12 protein-coding genes are annotated in these 14,510 nt (G+C 59.4%); 7 read left to right on the forward strand and 5 right to left on the reverse strand.

The window, feature by feature from the left end; translation table 11 throughout:
- Positions 1-4 precede the first annotated feature (4 nt).
- From AC3A3W_RS16890 to AC3A3W_RS16900, 3 genes are read right to left on the reverse strand one after another with little or no spacing between them, the layout of a single operon-like run.
- Complete coding sequence (locus tag AC3A3W_RS16890; RefSeq protein WP_487444159.1) at positions 5-1,561, reverse strand: FGGY-family carbohydrate kinase; 1,557 nt, start codon at positions 1,559-1,561, stop codon at positions 5-7.
- Positions 1,554-2,525, reverse strand: a complete 972-nt coding sequence (locus AC3A3W_RS16895) for a transketolase family protein (protein ID WP_487444160.1) — start codon at positions 2,523-2,525, stop codon at positions 1,554-1,556. The genes AC3A3W_RS16890 and AC3A3W_RS16895 overlap by 8 nt, the downstream gene beginning before the upstream one ends.
- Positions 2,522-3,400, reverse strand: coding sequence for a transketolase (locus tag AC3A3W_RS16900; RefSeq protein WP_487444161.1), 879 nt, complete (start codon positions 3,398-3,400; stop codon positions 2,522-2,524). Before AC3A3W_RS16900 ends, AC3A3W_RS16895 begins: the two co-directional genes overlap by 4 nt.
- A 201-nt stretch (positions 3,401-3,601) precedes the next feature.
- On the opposite strand from AC3A3W_RS16900, the gene AC3A3W_RS16905 reads away from it, so the two are divergent.
- Positions 3,602-4,063 (forward strand): ribose-5-phosphate isomerase, encoded by a 462-nt coding sequence (locus tag AC3A3W_RS16905; RefSeq protein ID WP_487444220.1) that lies wholly within the window; start codon positions 3,602-3,604, stop codon positions 4,061-4,063.
- 171 nt (positions 4,064-4,234) lie between these two features.
- Positions 4,235-4,714: a 6,7-dimethyl-8-ribityllumazine synthase gene (locus AC3A3W_RS16910; protein ID WP_487444162.1), complete on the forward strand. Its 480-nt coding sequence runs from the start codon at positions 4,235-4,237 to the stop codon at positions 4,712-4,714.
- Positions 4,715-6,205: 1,491 nt separating this feature from the next.
- Here AC3A3W_RS16910 and AC3A3W_RS16915 read toward each other — a convergent pair.
- Complete coding sequence (locus AC3A3W_RS16915; RefSeq protein WP_487444163.1) at positions 6,206-7,108, reverse strand: PIN domain-containing protein; 903 nt, start codon at positions 7,106-7,108, stop codon at positions 6,206-6,208.
- A 683-nt stretch (positions 7,109-7,791) separates the two neighbouring features.
- Between AC3A3W_RS16915 and AC3A3W_RS16920 the strand changes: the two genes are divergently transcribed.
- Positions 7,792-8,097, forward strand: coding sequence for a C40 family peptidase (locus AC3A3W_RS16920; protein WP_487444164.1), 306 nt, complete (start codon positions 7,792-7,794; stop codon positions 8,095-8,097).
- Positions 8,098-8,378: 281 nt separating this feature from the next.
- A complete protein-coding gene (locus tag AC3A3W_RS16925; RefSeq protein WP_487444165.1) occupies positions 8,379-9,341 on the forward strand; it encodes a hypothetical protein in 963 nt (320 codons plus the stop codon).
- A gap of 159 nt (positions 9,342-9,500) precedes the next feature.
- Here AC3A3W_RS16925 and AC3A3W_RS16930 read toward each other — a convergent pair whose 3' ends face one another.
- Positions 9,501-10,007 carry a hypothetical protein gene (locus tag AC3A3W_RS16930; protein ID WP_487444166.1) on the reverse strand — a complete coding sequence of 169 codons (507 nt, stop codon included), beginning with the start codon at positions 10,005-10,007 and terminating at the stop codon, positions 9,501-9,503.
- A 459-nt stretch (positions 10,008-10,466) separates the two neighbouring features.
- On the opposite strand from AC3A3W_RS16930, the gene AC3A3W_RS16935 reads away from it, so the two are divergent.
- From AC3A3W_RS16935 to AC3A3W_RS16945, 3 genes are all read left to right on the forward strand, one after another.
- A complete protein-coding gene (locus AC3A3W_RS16935; RefSeq protein ID WP_487444167.1) occupies positions 10,467-10,814 on the forward strand; it encodes a hypothetical protein in 348 nt (115 codons plus the stop codon).
- 117 nt (positions 10,815-10,931) lie between these two features.
- The gene (locus AC3A3W_RS16940) at positions 10,932-11,927 is read left to right on the forward strand and encodes an AAA family ATPase (RefSeq protein WP_487444168.1); all 996 of its coding nucleotides are present in this window, start codon (positions 10,932-10,934) and stop codon (positions 11,925-11,927) included.
- Positions 11,928-11,934: 7 nt separating this feature from the next.
- Positions 11,935-14,496: a S8 family peptidase gene (locus AC3A3W_RS16945; protein ID WP_487444169.1), complete on the forward strand. Its 2,562-nt coding sequence runs from the start codon at positions 11,935-11,937 to the stop codon at positions 14,494-14,496.
- Positions 14,497-14,510: the final 14 nt, after the last annotated feature.

Consider the following 14,510-nt stretch of genomic DNA (forward strand, 5'->3'; position numbering starts at 1 on the left):
GGTGTCACTCCGTTACTGCCGGGGCCAATGCGTCGTGCATTGTGCCGGGTGAGTTGGGGACCCGGGTGGTTTCTTCCGGAGACCAGCGTGCTCTGGCCACCGCCCGGGACCAGCTTGAGCGCCTCCGGCCCGCGTCGTGGACCGCCATGGCCGGCGCGAGCGCCGTCCTGCTCCGCGGGAGATTTTCAACTGCCTCCGGGCTGAGCAGTCCGGTCTCGATCGCGGCCATGTGGGCGACGCCCAGCGCTGAAAGATCCGGAATCGCGCTGCGCAGCACGGTGCGCTGGCTTAGGTCCGACTGCAGCTGCATCAGCCAGGCATTGGAAGTCGGTCCACCGTCGGCCAGAACGGAACTGATGCGCGGCGAGACCGAATTCTCGGCCGCCCGCAGCACATCTTCGATCTGCAGGGCAATGGATTCGAATGCTGCCCGGGCCAGGTGGGCCGAGGTCGTGCCGAGGTTGAATCCGCTGATCGTGGCTTCTGCCCGTTCGTCCCACCAAGGAGCACCGAGTCCGGCGAACGCCGGGACAAGGTTGACCCCGCCGCTGTCCTCGACCGTCCGGGCCAGCGAGTCCAAATGGGCAACGTCACAATCAAGCACTTGAGACAGCCAAACCGCGGTCGCGCCGGTGGCAAGAATGTTCCCTTCGAAGGCATACCGGGGTGCGCCGTCATGCCAGGCCAGCGTCCTCACCAGCCCGCCCATATCGGCGGGATGAGCTTCGTCCTGGAGCAGGCCCATGATCGAGCTGCCCGTGCCGTAGGTTGCCTTGACCGTTCCAGGGCCCCGGACACCGTGTGCATACAGCGCCGAGTGTGAATCGCCCATGACCGCGTGCACCCGGGAGCCGCCGGCCAGTCCGCCCAACAGTGGGGAGCTCGCCGCGTTGGACGCCACGACCTCCGGGAGGACCTGGCGGGGCACGTTGAAGAGTTCCAGCAGTTGCTGATCCCAATCGACTGCATCCAGGTTCAGGAGCTGGGTGCGGCTTGCGTTGCCCGCCTCGATCCTGTGTTCACCGGTCAGGCAGCTCAACAGCCATGAATCGACGGTTCCGGCCGCGATCTTACCCGCCTTGCTGAGACGACGGCCCGGGTCAGCCTCATCGAGCAGCCACTGGATTTTCAGTGCCGAGAACATCGGGTCGATCGGCAGGCCGGTGGAGCGGCGAACCAGGTCGCCTGCGCCGTCGCCGATGAGGTTTTTTGCCTGTTCGGCCGTCCGGCGGTCCTGCCAACCCAGAACGGGTCCCAGGGGCTGGCCCGTTTCACGGTCCCAGATCATTGCTGACTCGCGCTGGGTGCTCACACCCAGGCCCAGAACCATGGTGTCCAGTCCCTTCAGGCTGTCAGTGACCGCCTGAACTGCGCTGTCGCGTATGACGAGCGGGTCCTGTTCGACCCACCCGGGCTGGGGATGCTGCTGCGTGAGACTGACCTGCGCCCGGGCGATGATTCCTCCCGAGCCATCCATGACCAGGGCCTTCGTGGCGCTCGTGCCTTGATCCACCGCAACGACGACGGCGGATCCGGCAGGGGCAGGGGCCAGGTTAGTCACGGTTCAGAACCTCACGAGCCGCGGCAGCGATGTGGTCGGCTGTAAGGCCAAAGTGGTCCAGGAGGAAGGCCGTGCTGCCGGTGGGAGAAAAGTGGTCTTTCAGGCCGAGGATGCGCATGGGTACGCGGGCACCGTCTTCCAGCTGGCCTACGACGCTGGCTACTGCCGCTCCAAGACCGCCGGCAACGTTGGCTTCCTCTGCGGTGATGATTCCACCGGTCTGGCGGGCCGCGTCTTTAATCGCATCCTCGTCCAACGGGCTCAGGTAGGCGGCGTTCAGGACGCGCGCCGAGACACCTTCGGAGGCCAGTGATGCGGCGGCCCACAGCGCACGGGACACCTCGGTGCCGGTGGCGATGATGGTCACGTCGCTTCCCTCATGGGCCAGGACAAACTTGCCGCGTTCCAGCGTCGAGTTGTCTCTGGACACCTGCGGAACTTTGAACCGGCCAACCCGGATGTACGTCGGCCGCGGATCGGCGACGGCGTTGCGGAGCGCGGAGCGGGTCTGCGGACCGTCAGCGGGAACGACGATGTCCAGGCCCGGTAGTGCCCGCAACCAGGAGAAGTCCTCGACGGAGTGATGGGTCGGGCCGAGTTCGCCGTAGGCCATCCCAGGGCTCATGCCGCACAGGATGACCTTGTGCTGGCTGTAGGCCACGTCTGCCTTGATCTGTTCCAGGGAACGACCTGTCAGGAAGGGCCCAGCTGCGCACACGAAGGGAATGAAACCGGCGTTGGCCAGACCCGCGCCGACGCCCACCATGTTCTGCTCGGCGATGCCGACGTTGATCAGCCGGTCCGGGAACTCCTCACGGAACTTCGTCAGGTTGCTGGAGCCCACAGAGTCGTTGCACACGGCGACCACTCGGTCGTTGGTGCGGGCCAGATTGATGAGTTCGTCCGCGAAGTCCTGGCGGTTATCGAACGTGGGTGCGTCGGTTTGCACGGTGGTTGTCGTCATGACAGCTCCTGGAAAGCCTGAAGGGTTTGTTCTTTGGACGGTACTTTGTGATGCCACTCGACGCGGTCTTCGATGAAGGAGACGCCTTTGCCCTTGATGGTGTTGGCGATGATGGCGACGGGGGAGCCTGTGGTGGACGGGCGCAGTGCCTCGATGAGTTCGTTGTAGTTGTGGCCGTCGACGACCCGTACTTCCATGCCGAAGGCGGCAAGCCGGGCATCGAGCGGGTCCAGCCCGTTTGTTTCTTCCGTCCGCGCGCCCTGCTGGAGGCGGTTGCGGTCAACGACGAGGGTCAGGTTGTCCAGCTTCTGATGGGAGGCCGACATCAGCGCTTCCCAGTTGCTGCCTTCCTGCATTTCACCGTCGCCCGTGACCACGAAGACGCGGGTGCCGGTACCCAGCAGCTTGGCGCCGATTGCGGTGCCGACGGCCACCGGGAGTCCATGGCCCAGCGGGCCGGTGTTCGTTTCGACACCGGGGACCTTCACCCTGTTCGGGTGCCCGTTCAACGCCGACAGCGGCGCCATGAAGGTGTCCAGCTCTGCCACGGGAAAGAACCCGCTGTGGGCAAGGGTCGAGTACAGCGCAGCTGCACAGTGGCCCTTGCTGAGGATGAAGTGGTCGCGGTCTTCCTTGCGGTGATCCTCGGGATCGACGTTCATGACGGCGTCAAAAAGGACCGTCAGGATGTCGGTGACGGAGAAGTCTCCGCCGATGTGTCCCTGACCGGAGTCGGAGATCATTTTCAAGATCGAGCGGCGGGTGGCTTGGGCACGCTCGTGCAACTTCTCGGAGCGGAAGTCGGCGTCACCGGCCAACACCTCCTGGCGGAGGGATCGCCAGGATGCGGCCTGGGAAGCATCTGCAGTTAACATTTTGCATATCCATTCAGTAGTGACTGTATGTGCAATAATGTTACGCAAGCCACAACCGCCTGTCAATGAACTCGTTCGCGGAAGGGGTTGACGGGGGCCCATCTCGTGCCCCAGGGGAGCATCTATCCGCTAAACCCCGGCTCTATATGACAAGAAAAGGAAGCTACAGTCACCCAATCTCCTGCATTTCCCCGCGTCCATATCGCCACCGACCATGCCGGCATGGAGTTGAGCGCCCACCTGGTCAGGTACCTGTCGGAGAAGGGCTATTACGTGACGGATCATGGCCCGAAGGAATACGACGCCCTGGACGACTACCCGTCGTTCTGCATCAACGCGGCCTTAGCGGTAGTTGAGGATCGGGAGGCAGGGATCCACGCACTGGGCATCGTCCTGGGCGGGTCCGGAAATGGCGAGCAGATCGCCGCCAACAAGGTCAGGGGCGTTCGCGCCGCCCTGGCGTGGAACCACTCCACCGCCACACTGGCCCGGCAGCACAACGACGCCAATGTCGTTGCCATCGGCGGACGCCAACACAGCATGGAAGAAGCAACAGCCCTGATCGATGCCTTCCTGCAGGAACCCTTCAGCAAGGACGAACGCCACATCCGCCGGATCGGCAAGATCGCGACCTACGAAGCAACCGGCGAAGTCATCGGGTAACTCCCACATGGGAACGACCGACGCCGAAAACTGCGGCCCGTGGTGGCACGGCAACCGGCCGTCAGTATCCAAATGAAAGACGGGAACAAAACCACCACCGGTGAGCATGCGCCTGCCCACACCTTGGACACATACCCGCCAAGGTCACTATCAGCGTGAAAGAATCCTCCAATGGCCTCCCAAAGAAAGGACTTCACCTTGTCACGTCTCGACCCTTCCTCTTTCCGAGTAGCGATCGTTAGTGCCCGATGGCACGCCGACATCGTTGATCGTGCAGTCGACAGCTTCCAGGCGCGGCTCAAGGAACTGGGCATCACCAATGTCGATGCCCACCAAGTGCCCGGAGCCTTCGAGATTCCGCTACACGTCCGACGGCTCGCAGCGTCCGGCCGCTATGACGCTGTAGCCACCTCCGCCCTGGTGGTTGACGGAGGTATTTATCGCCACGAATTTGTCGCACAAAGCGTCGTGGACGCCCTTATGAGAGTGCAGTTGGAAACGGACGTACCAGTATTCTCCGGCGTCCTAACTCCTCACCATTTCCACGAGCACGAGGAGCACAGCAACTACTTTTCCCAGCATTTCGTGACGAAAGGCAAGGAGCTGGCAGACGCTCTCGCCACAACTCTCACGTCATTGGCGTCCCTGTAGGTTCAACCAGACCTTGTGGATGTGCTGGCTGGAGCTTTGGTCCTGCTTGGCGTCACCATGCGGGACTATGAGATCAGCCCGGGCCGACCCCGCCGGGTGCCCAACTCGTCCAGTTGCTTCTCTGCCATGTTGAAATGACGACTGGTTCCGGCACCATGCTCTGGGTTCGGGGCACGCGGGCACGCGGCAACTCGCTAACCGGGGACGTCTGGGTTGTTACTGTCGAAGGCCGGCCTCGCCCGCGGCGAGACCCCCCAGAGGGGGCAGCCACACTTCAGATCTGGCAATCTCCGTGTCCACGTGTCGCGGTCTCCAACCGACAGTTGTCAGTTCCGAGTTCCGGGCGGAGCATCGATAACTATCACAAGAGAAAAGCCCCTCCTGACGCCCGTTGTCTGGAGCCGGAATATGCAAAAAGGAAGTGTGGACAATGTCCACACTTTTGGCTTCGGACTGGGTTATACATCGGTCGGATTGGCTCGGAATGCCTATGTTTTCTGGTGTTCCTAGTGTTTTCAAGGGCTGGAATGCGGTTCGAGTCCCACCTCGGGCACGACATATTCCCTCGTCAGAGGCGATTTTGCTTTGATGTGTTGACAAAGCTTGTTTTCGCGTTATCTGACGGGTTGGTTCGCGGGCTGTGGCTTGGCCGCCGCGGTGGCCTATTCAGGTGTATGGGTGGCGGGTCCAAGGCCCTGGCTGGTGGGCCCTCCGCCTGCTCTGCGCTTGCTTTATGCGGTTCCTCGTTCCGGTTCTGTCGGGTTGGGCGTGGGTGTCCAACACCAGTTCATGGTTCGGATTTATGAGTACTACATGACCTTGTGGTTTTGGGTCTCCAAATCTCGTGTAACGCTCCCTTGCAGGTTGAGGCGAGCTGTGGCCGCGCGGTTTGTCCTGATAAGGAGGGTGTTGACAGTGTCAACACTAACGTTGAGTTGCGGTCCTTTAGGGGATACGCAGCTGGGCCTTCCCAGGGTCCCGGCGGTGCCAGAGAGACGGCGGGCATAACGGTGAAGTCGGCCCTCCGGGGACTGATGAATCTGTTTACGACGGAGCCGCTTGGCGAAGAACTTAACGCCGGCCAGCACATCGGTAAGCAGGCCTGGCTTAACGTGCCAGCGCGTCAGCCACTGGCCCACGACAGTGAGGTTGCGTGTCGCTCGCGAACACCCCGTGTATGAACGGTATCGTGTTCCATCTCGACCTTCTGCGCACCAACGACCCGGCCAGCTTCGGCACGCTTGCGACGTGAGGTCCCTACTTGATGTTTGTTTCAGGCGAGCGTGCTGTCGACGGCCGGCAAGTGCCTGGTCGTTTCCCGTCGAAATCGCCAAAGATTTTCTCCTCCTCGACACGTACAAGAAGGTGGGCGAATCGGCACCCATAATCACAGTGCGAAACCCAGGCGCGTTGAAGCTTTACGCCACCAACCAATCGCTCCATTGGGCTGGGATCAGGCGAAGCATTTGAGTCGAATCCGCTTCCCGTTACCTACCTTCCGGATGTTGCGCGGTCACGGTCGGAGGGCTGATCAGCCATTTCCTCCTCGTAGCCCTTGACCCGGATGGCGTCTATGCCGGCCTGTTTTGCTCGGTAGACCATGCCGTAGTCAGTGGTAATCATTCGAACCCGGTTGGCATACGACATGATCGATCCTGCCCGCTCGATGATCTCCAGATCGGCGTCGGGAAGAGGTGACTGGTCAAGAGGCTGTTCGAGGACCGCTAGGTAGACCGTCGACGCCGGAGACGGGCTTGCCATACTTTCTTCGTGGAGCTTCGTTCGTTCGCCTGGCACGACAGCGTGGGCCTCGAGGTATTTCAGGGCTAATCCCGCCCGGAAGCGGATCGACTTGCCTCCCTTTGGGGCATCGGCGCGATTTCGCTTACTGCCGTCGAGCTCATCAACGACCTTCATCGGGACGGTGAGCACCAAGGGGACATCTGGACGCTCGGCAAGCAGCTCACGCCATTCGTCATGTCTCAGGGGGTCGTCGAAGTACTTCAACCAAGCGCCGGTGTCGAGCACAACGGCCACGGCCTTGCCGCCGTCCCACTGGTTCAGATCCTCTTCAATTCTCCGTTTGGCCTCCTCAAGACTGAGGCTGCGCTGCTGCACTTCCCCGCCAACAAGCGCGGCCAGAGTGCCGGGCTGGACGGTAACAATATCAAGCGCGAGTAGTGACCAGTAGCGCTTTGTGGTCACGAGCCGGCCCACTTCATCGGGATACAGATAATGGGCGAGCAGATTGCCATGCCGGGTCGCCCACTCGAGATAGCTGTTGTACCGATCGCTGGCGTAACCGGCGCTGGAAACGTTGGCAAGGTCGTTCGCGGCGGCAGTAAGCATCTTGAGCGTGTTGTCCGGGGAAGCGCCGGGAAGCAGTCTGATCATGCCATTCAGTGTAAATGTGAAGCTTCCAGGGCCATTTCGGTGAGCTCTGCTGGGCCTTTGCTACAGCAGACCATGACGGGTGGCGAAGGCATTCAGAGCCGGCTTCCATCGTGTGGCCCATCGTGCCCTCAGCGGCACAGATGAACTTTGCCTAGGGGTACGTTTCGGTTGGCAGAGGTCTCGGCTGGCCTCGCGGGCGTTGGTGATTGCCATCATGATGTCGCTAGAGGAATCAAGTCTCCGGACCGGCCAACAGGACGTACCGGAGTCTTTCCTCTATCCGCACGACGGCGTGCGGATAGAGGAACCTTGACTCCTGGGTTCAGCCCAGCAACGTCCTGCCGGGGGATGGGGGAGCGTCCAGAAGCTGATGGACATCGCCTGCAACGCGCGGGCCTTTTTGGAGGGCCTTCGGGACCTAACCATGGAAGTCCGCGCGGGCTCCTCGAAATCCCTGATTGGACTTCAATGAGCAAAGGGCAGGCTGCCCAAGGGGTGCAGGTGTCAACGCTTCCTGAGCTGTACGCCCGATCGAACCGCAAGCGTCCGCAATCGTGGATGTCTTAGATAGGAACGCACCAGCTCCTGCATGTCAGGACCATGCCGGGGCCAGCCCCGACGTCGTACCAGCTGAGGGCTTGAGTCAGATCCGGCAGGACTTTTGTCCGCTTACCAAGAGGGGAGTGGGAGGCGCCTATGTCTGGGGTGGCACTGCTTTCAAGGCGAGGGACTGCTCTGGTTTTGTTCAATGGATCTATCAACAGGTTGGAATCGAACTTCCACGTGCGGAGCGGGTGGGACGAATGGCGGACGACCCGCAGATTCGCGACCTAGTGGTGCAGAATCCGCAGGGTCCATTCAACTGGGGTCATGTGGGCATCTATGCGGGGAGTGGGATGATGTACAGCGCGTTGAATCCTACGGCCGGCACGCCGCTGCACCGTATCGATTGGAACATGGGGCCTGCATACTTCGATCTCTTGAATTAGATCTGCGCTCACCAGAGACGCCTATGGGAGGCCAAGTCGTACAGGAACCTACCTCCCCAGCGCCCGCGACGACTCTCGCGTGCAACACCTCAGGGTAGGCGCTTGTCATCAGCCACAGCACCCTATCGGCCCCCTGACGGACTGGTGGGAAAGTTCCGGTTATTCGGCGGCCTTCTCCATACCGAAATGCCATGTATCTTGCGGGCCGTTTCGCTGGGCATTTTCACGTCGGACCAGCTGATAATTACAAAGAAACCCCTATTTAGCTATAAAATCCTGCGGTGTGTGAAAACTGTTCAAAGCTGGAGTCCGAGGGCGACCTAATTATTGCCGAAGATGAAGTTCATAGAGGCGAATTCCACCTTCTTATTGGCTTGGTGGTGACGGTTGTCACTTCGACGCTGGCTTTCGGTCTAGCTGCGTTCCTTCGTCAAGGTCCAGCTTTGGCCGGGGCGCTGATGGTGGCGCTGGGGGGAGCCATCCACGCTTGCCTGAATCTCTACCCGCCGATGGACAGTGTGGGAGACTCCGCCAGCAGCGGGAACAATGGTCCTGGGCGATGGGCATTTGCGGGCTGGATGTCCATCACCAGCGGTGGTGTTCTCTCAGCCAGCAGCTTCGTCAACATCGACAACGCCGCGAAGACAACTGTCTCCACAGGTGGAACCGAGAACCTACTCAGCGGCCTCTGGGGAGCTCTTATCTCCTCGGCTGTAGCATTTGTCGTCATCATCGTCACAGTTGTTGCACAGCGGAGGGCAACCGCTCGGCAGATCAACGCCCAAAGGATTGCAACCAACGAGCAGATAACCGCGCAGACTCTGGAGCAGGCTAAGAACCGGCGCGTTCAGGCAGCTGCTGAAGTCTTGGAGGGCTTTTTCGAGCTAAACGAGTCAGCAGATACAGATCAGTCCGCGGCGAAAAGGGCTCACGCCAGGATTCTAAAAAGTCTCATGCAGTGGAAGCTCGACGCAGGAGATGCAGCGCCATTGATTGATGAATTGATGGAGTGGGCGGACGCTATGAGGGCTGGCGCACTGCGGTACTCGGTCCTTCGTCTCAACCATCCTTCCGGAGTGCCGGCCGACTCGTTGGAGGGGCGGGTGCGCCTCCGCATCACCGAGTGCGTTGGATTCTTGATAGGTCAGATCGGCGAGCACTTTGACGCGCGTGATGTTGCAGACCATATGCGGCATCTGCAATCGGAGCGTTCAAAGCTTGAGCCGGGCATATTTGGCCCCTAGGAAACTATGGCCAGACCAGTGCAACGGACCTTCCCCTCAGTACGGCTCAGCGGATGTTCATGATGTGTCAGCGACCATGCCTCAGTCCGAAGTGTACGGCTTTGTTTCATTTCGGGCCGGCTCAGACGCTTCATTCAACGCCGATCTTGGAGACGCCGGCTAGGACATAAATCGACGCCTACGCGCCAGCTTGATGAGAGTGTTGCGCGCGGAGTTGACGTTGTTGAGATACTGCTCTTTATTTACGAAGACCTCTGCCCTTCCATCACCCAGGGCCGGGTGGAGGTAGTCCTGGGCTTCCACAACGCGGTTCACGACCTGCACGCTCGCCCGCTGTATGGGTCCACCAGCAAGGACGCTTAGAGTGTTACCGCACTTGGTTACTGCTACCAAAGACTCATTGACGCGACGCGAGTGTTCGTCGATGACTTCTTTAGGAGCGGTGCCAAGAAGTGTGAGTTGAGAGTTCGCATTCGTCTGAAATTCGTGCGCGGCGGAGCATAACTCCGTGACCTGTTCGAGAATCCGCTGCCTGAATTCGTGCCTCCGAGTAGCATGCTGCCCTGCTGCCGTTACTAGACCACCGATCACTACGCCGATCAGGCCTGCACCAGCGGTGATCAGGTCTTTGTTCTCGACGCCTTCAATGATGGAAGATTCAATCATTCCGTCAGCATGCCATCGGTCTGCCCGAACTCAAAGTTGGTTGAAACTGTGAAGCCACCGGCGTTGTAACAGGTGGCCCCAAGACAGGCTTCGTGGCGAAGCCCGCGAGGTTCGGTCGCCGCCTTTGACTCTGGCGACCCGACGATGCACCGTCGTAGGTGATGCGAGGCAAGTACGGCTCCGATGTCTGTGACGGTCGAAAAGTGAGCCGTTATGACGGCTTGGCGTCTAATACCAGCAACTAACCAGTGCTTTTCGTCCTGGTGGGCCTTGGCTTGCCATTTCCTCGTGAGCGTCGCGTGGGAGGTGACAGCTCCAGAGTTCCAATGATGGAATAGTGAGGCGCTAGGCTTCCGCTAGTGACTAACTAGAACGAGACACCGTTGTTTCCGGCAGCCGACACGTTGCGTCGGCGGCTCTCTGCACATTTCGACGCTTGGCTTCGGCTAGGCTCCGTCCATGACGTTCGATACCTCTGCTGCAGGATTGTTTGCGCAGGTCATTCCGGCGCTGTTGGTTATCTTGGCTCTCGAGGAAAGACTGTCTCCCGTCAAGATTCCCCGGCGGAAGTGGAGGCGAAGACTTACAGGATGGCGAGAGACGGCAGTTGTACTCAATATCTTGTCACTGGCCATATGCTTGATCACTGTTGTTTTCGGGTTCGAAAACGACTTCCTTGGGGTCGTCGTGCTGGCGTCCGTCTTGTACCTACTCGGTGTCCTTACCCTGCTTCTTGCGGGCATGTTAGGGCGGGAAGACACCGTCCGTGTGGAAGCTTCTGCCATGGAATCTGGGGACCATGTATGAGGCATCCTGCCCCATCCGACAAGCCTACGCTCTAAGGAGAGCCAGGGAGAGAATAGAATGCTTGTAGCCTGGCCAACCTGACGAGGCGACTTTGAGTGCTGATAGGAGGCTGAGTCTGTGGCAACGAATGACCAGCTAAAGGCACTCATCAAGAGTCATGCCGACGGCGACGATCCACAATTCTATTCTGTGGCGATGCAAGTTGCGGCGAAGGCCGCTCGGGCAGGGCAAGACAAGTTTGCACGCGAACTCCGCGATTTGGTCGACGAGCTACGCAAGCGTGCGGACGCCTCCTCCCGAATCGCTGCCGTTGTCCCAGTCAACCAACCCCGCGGAGAGCTTGCGTCCCTGCTTTCGGTGTCCTATCCGGACGTTCGCCTGGGCGATCTTTCTCTCACGCCTGATGTACGGGAGCGGCTTGAGCACCTGCTCTTGGAGCAGCGCCAGCGCGACAAGCTTGTGCGCCATGGGCTAGTGCCCGTGAGAAGAGTGCTTCTTGTTGGACCGCCTGGCACGGGAAAGACATCAACCGCGCAGTTAATCGCGGGAGAACTCGGGCTTCCACTTTTTTCCATTCGACTCGATTCGGTCATCACTAAATTCATGGGAGAAACGGCGGCAAAGTTGCGGCTAGTATTCGATTCTCTTGCGGAGTCGCGCGGGGTTTATCTTTTCGACGAGATCGATGCGCTAGCGGGTGACCGTGCGGCAGCTAATGATGTAGGTGAGATCAGGAGAGTCCTGAACTCGTTCCTTCAGTTTCTAGAGCAAGATACCTCTGAGAGCCTGATTGTGGCGGCAACGAACCACCCACAGCTTCTTGATGCTGCCCTGTTCCGTCGATTTGACACGATTATCAATTTTCCGCTGCCTGACGGTGTGGTTGCCCAAGAAGTCATCAAGAATCGTTTGGCCAATTTTAAAATAGGCAATCTCGGTTGGAACCGAATTCTTGATGCTGCAGTCGGGCTGAACCAAGCTGAGATCGCCACCGCAGCTGCTCATGCCGCGAAGCGAACAGTACTTTCCGGCCGTACGCAAATTCTGACGGAGGACCTAGTCACAGCCCTTTTGGAGCGCTCTCCGAAACAACTGCCGGGCATGAGTTCGTAGCATCTCTATGGCGAATCGTGATCGGTCTCATCTCTTCGTGCCCACGTCCCCAGTTAGCGAGCCGTTCACCCTGACAGGCAATGGTGGCGGCCGGGATGCGGAGCCGTTTCAACTAGAGCGTTACAATCACGGGCGTCGACTCCAGCGCGAGTTGGCAGCAGCACTCGCCCCTCAAGAGGCAGATGCGGATACGGAACCTGCCGGCACCTATATCACGTTTGTTTCGTTTCCAGGCCTTGAGCTTGCCCTGCAGAGTCTCGACCCTCAAGGGCGTGGCGAACAGCCCGAACTTGTAGCCGTTTCCGAAGAGACGACGGTTTTTGGCATCGTCCAGTTGGCTACGGTCTATGTGCCCGAGGGTAAGAAGGGCTACTTTCTCGACCGGCTGGCGAAGTATGTAGAAACGTCAGGGTTGGCCCGCGTGCGTAATGCTGCGCTGGTGGAGGGCATCCAGTCGATCAGGCGCGCGACAATCTTGGAACTGTGGACGGAGCCCAAGAAGCTCTTCCCTGAGAATGACGGACTCCGATACTGGTGGGAAGTCTGGCTTCGGAAACGGGATGGCCGTGCACTCGAACGCTTCAAGTCCTACGCCAGAGAACACGGTCATTCCACGAGCGCTCATTACATCGGTTTCGGAGACAGGACGGTGATATTGCTTCAGGCGACCGTTGAAGAACTGGCGGACATGTTCACCTCCATAGACGATATCGCTGAGCTACGACGCCCGCACGACGTTGCGACGGTTCTGACGCAGATGCCTGCCTCGGAGCAAGCCAGCTGGGTGCAAGATCTCTTAGACCGGTTAGAGACTGCGGGTGACGATGCTCCTGCAGTATGTGTAATCGACACCGGGGTCCAAGCTGGACATCCCCTCCTCGCAGATTCTCTGAGTGATGAGGACTCGCATGTTGCTGACGCGATGTGGCAACGTCGTCCCGTCTTCGGTCACGGAACTGAAATGGCGGGTCTTGCACTCTATGGTGACCTTCAGGAGGCCCTTTCCACCGGCAGGGATGTGCGCCTACTTCACCGACTTGAAGCGGTAAAGTTCCTACCCGACTCCGGATCGAATGAGCGCGACCTTTATGCGGCCATCACCGCCCGTTCCGTCGATCGCCCGGAAATTCAGAACGCTGACCGTCCGCGAGTGTTCATGCTTGCCGTCACAGTCCCAAGACCTCACGCCGGGGACGGCTTGGGGCCTCAAGAACGGGATAATGGAAAGCCAACTTCATGGTCTGCGACTATCGATGCACTCTCCTACGGGCGAAGCATCGATGACAGCGACCCTAATTTCACGTATCTCGATAGAGATCAACCGGCCAGGCCGCGACTATTTGTGATCTCGGCAGGAAACATCCGAGACATTTCACCCGCGGACGACCCGTTGGAGCGCAGCGATCTGGAACCGATCGAAGATCCTGCGCAGGCGTGGAACGGCCTGACGGTCGGGGCTTTCACCGATAAGGATGATATGTCGGGGGCTCTTCCCATTTTCGAGGGCTATGTTCCGCTTTCTCCGCGAGGACAGCTCTCACCTGTTAGCCGGACCTCTGTAACCTTTGATCGAAAGAAGTGGCCATTTAAGCCTGACGTTGTTGCGGAAGGTGGAAATGTAGCGGTTTCGTCCGACCGTACAGGTGCTGACACCCCGGAAAGTCTCGCAGTCTTGACCACTCGACTTCAGAGGCTGGGACAAGGAGCCTTTACGACGACCCGGGACACCTCCGCAGCGACTGCCCAAGTGGCCGCAATCGCAGCTGATGTAATGGCGGCCTATCCAGACCTTAGGCCGGAGACCGTACGGGCCCTAGTTGTTCATTCAGCTGAGTGGACTCCTGCGATGCTGTCTGAGTTGAATGACTCTCGGACAAAAACAGAAAAAGTAAGCCGGCTGCGCCGATATGGCATGGGCGTTCCGAGCGGCGAGAGAGCTTTGCGCAGCGCTGCCGACGCTCTCACCCTGATCGCTGAGGCTCAAATCCGACCTTATGAACGTGAGGGGTCCTCCAATACCGGAAAAGCTAGGGAGATGAATCTTCATGCTCTTCCATGGCCCAAAGCCGAGCTGGAGGGCCTTGGAGAAGTAGAAGTGAAGCTGCGGGTCACCCTTTCCTATTTCATCGAGCCGAATCCGTCAAGCAGAGGGTGGTCAGGACGCTATCTTTACCCATCCCATGGGCTCCGATTCGCAGTTCGGCGGCCCACTGAGAGCATCCAAGACTTTCGAAAACGCATCAACACCCGGGCCCGCACCGAAGGTGAAACAAGACTCCAGGTCAGTAGTGCCTCGGAGCAACGTTGGCTGTTTGGAACTAATCAACAACAGGCGCCAGGGTCCTTGCATACGGACATCTGGATGGGCCCAGCAGTCGAGCTCGCCAACAAGGAGGCGATCGCCGTTTACCCTGTCGCCGGATGGTGGAAGGACAGGGGAGCGTTCGACCAGAGTGAACGGGGAGTTCGGTACTCTCTCGTGGTGAGTGTCGAATCACCAAATGTTGAAATCGATCTCTGGACTCCCGTTGCCCAAAAGATAGCCCCCGAGATCGTCATAGGTACTTGATCCTAAGGCGAAAG

The sequence above is a fragment of the Arthrobacter sp. Soil_N43 genome, assembly GCF_057655195.1.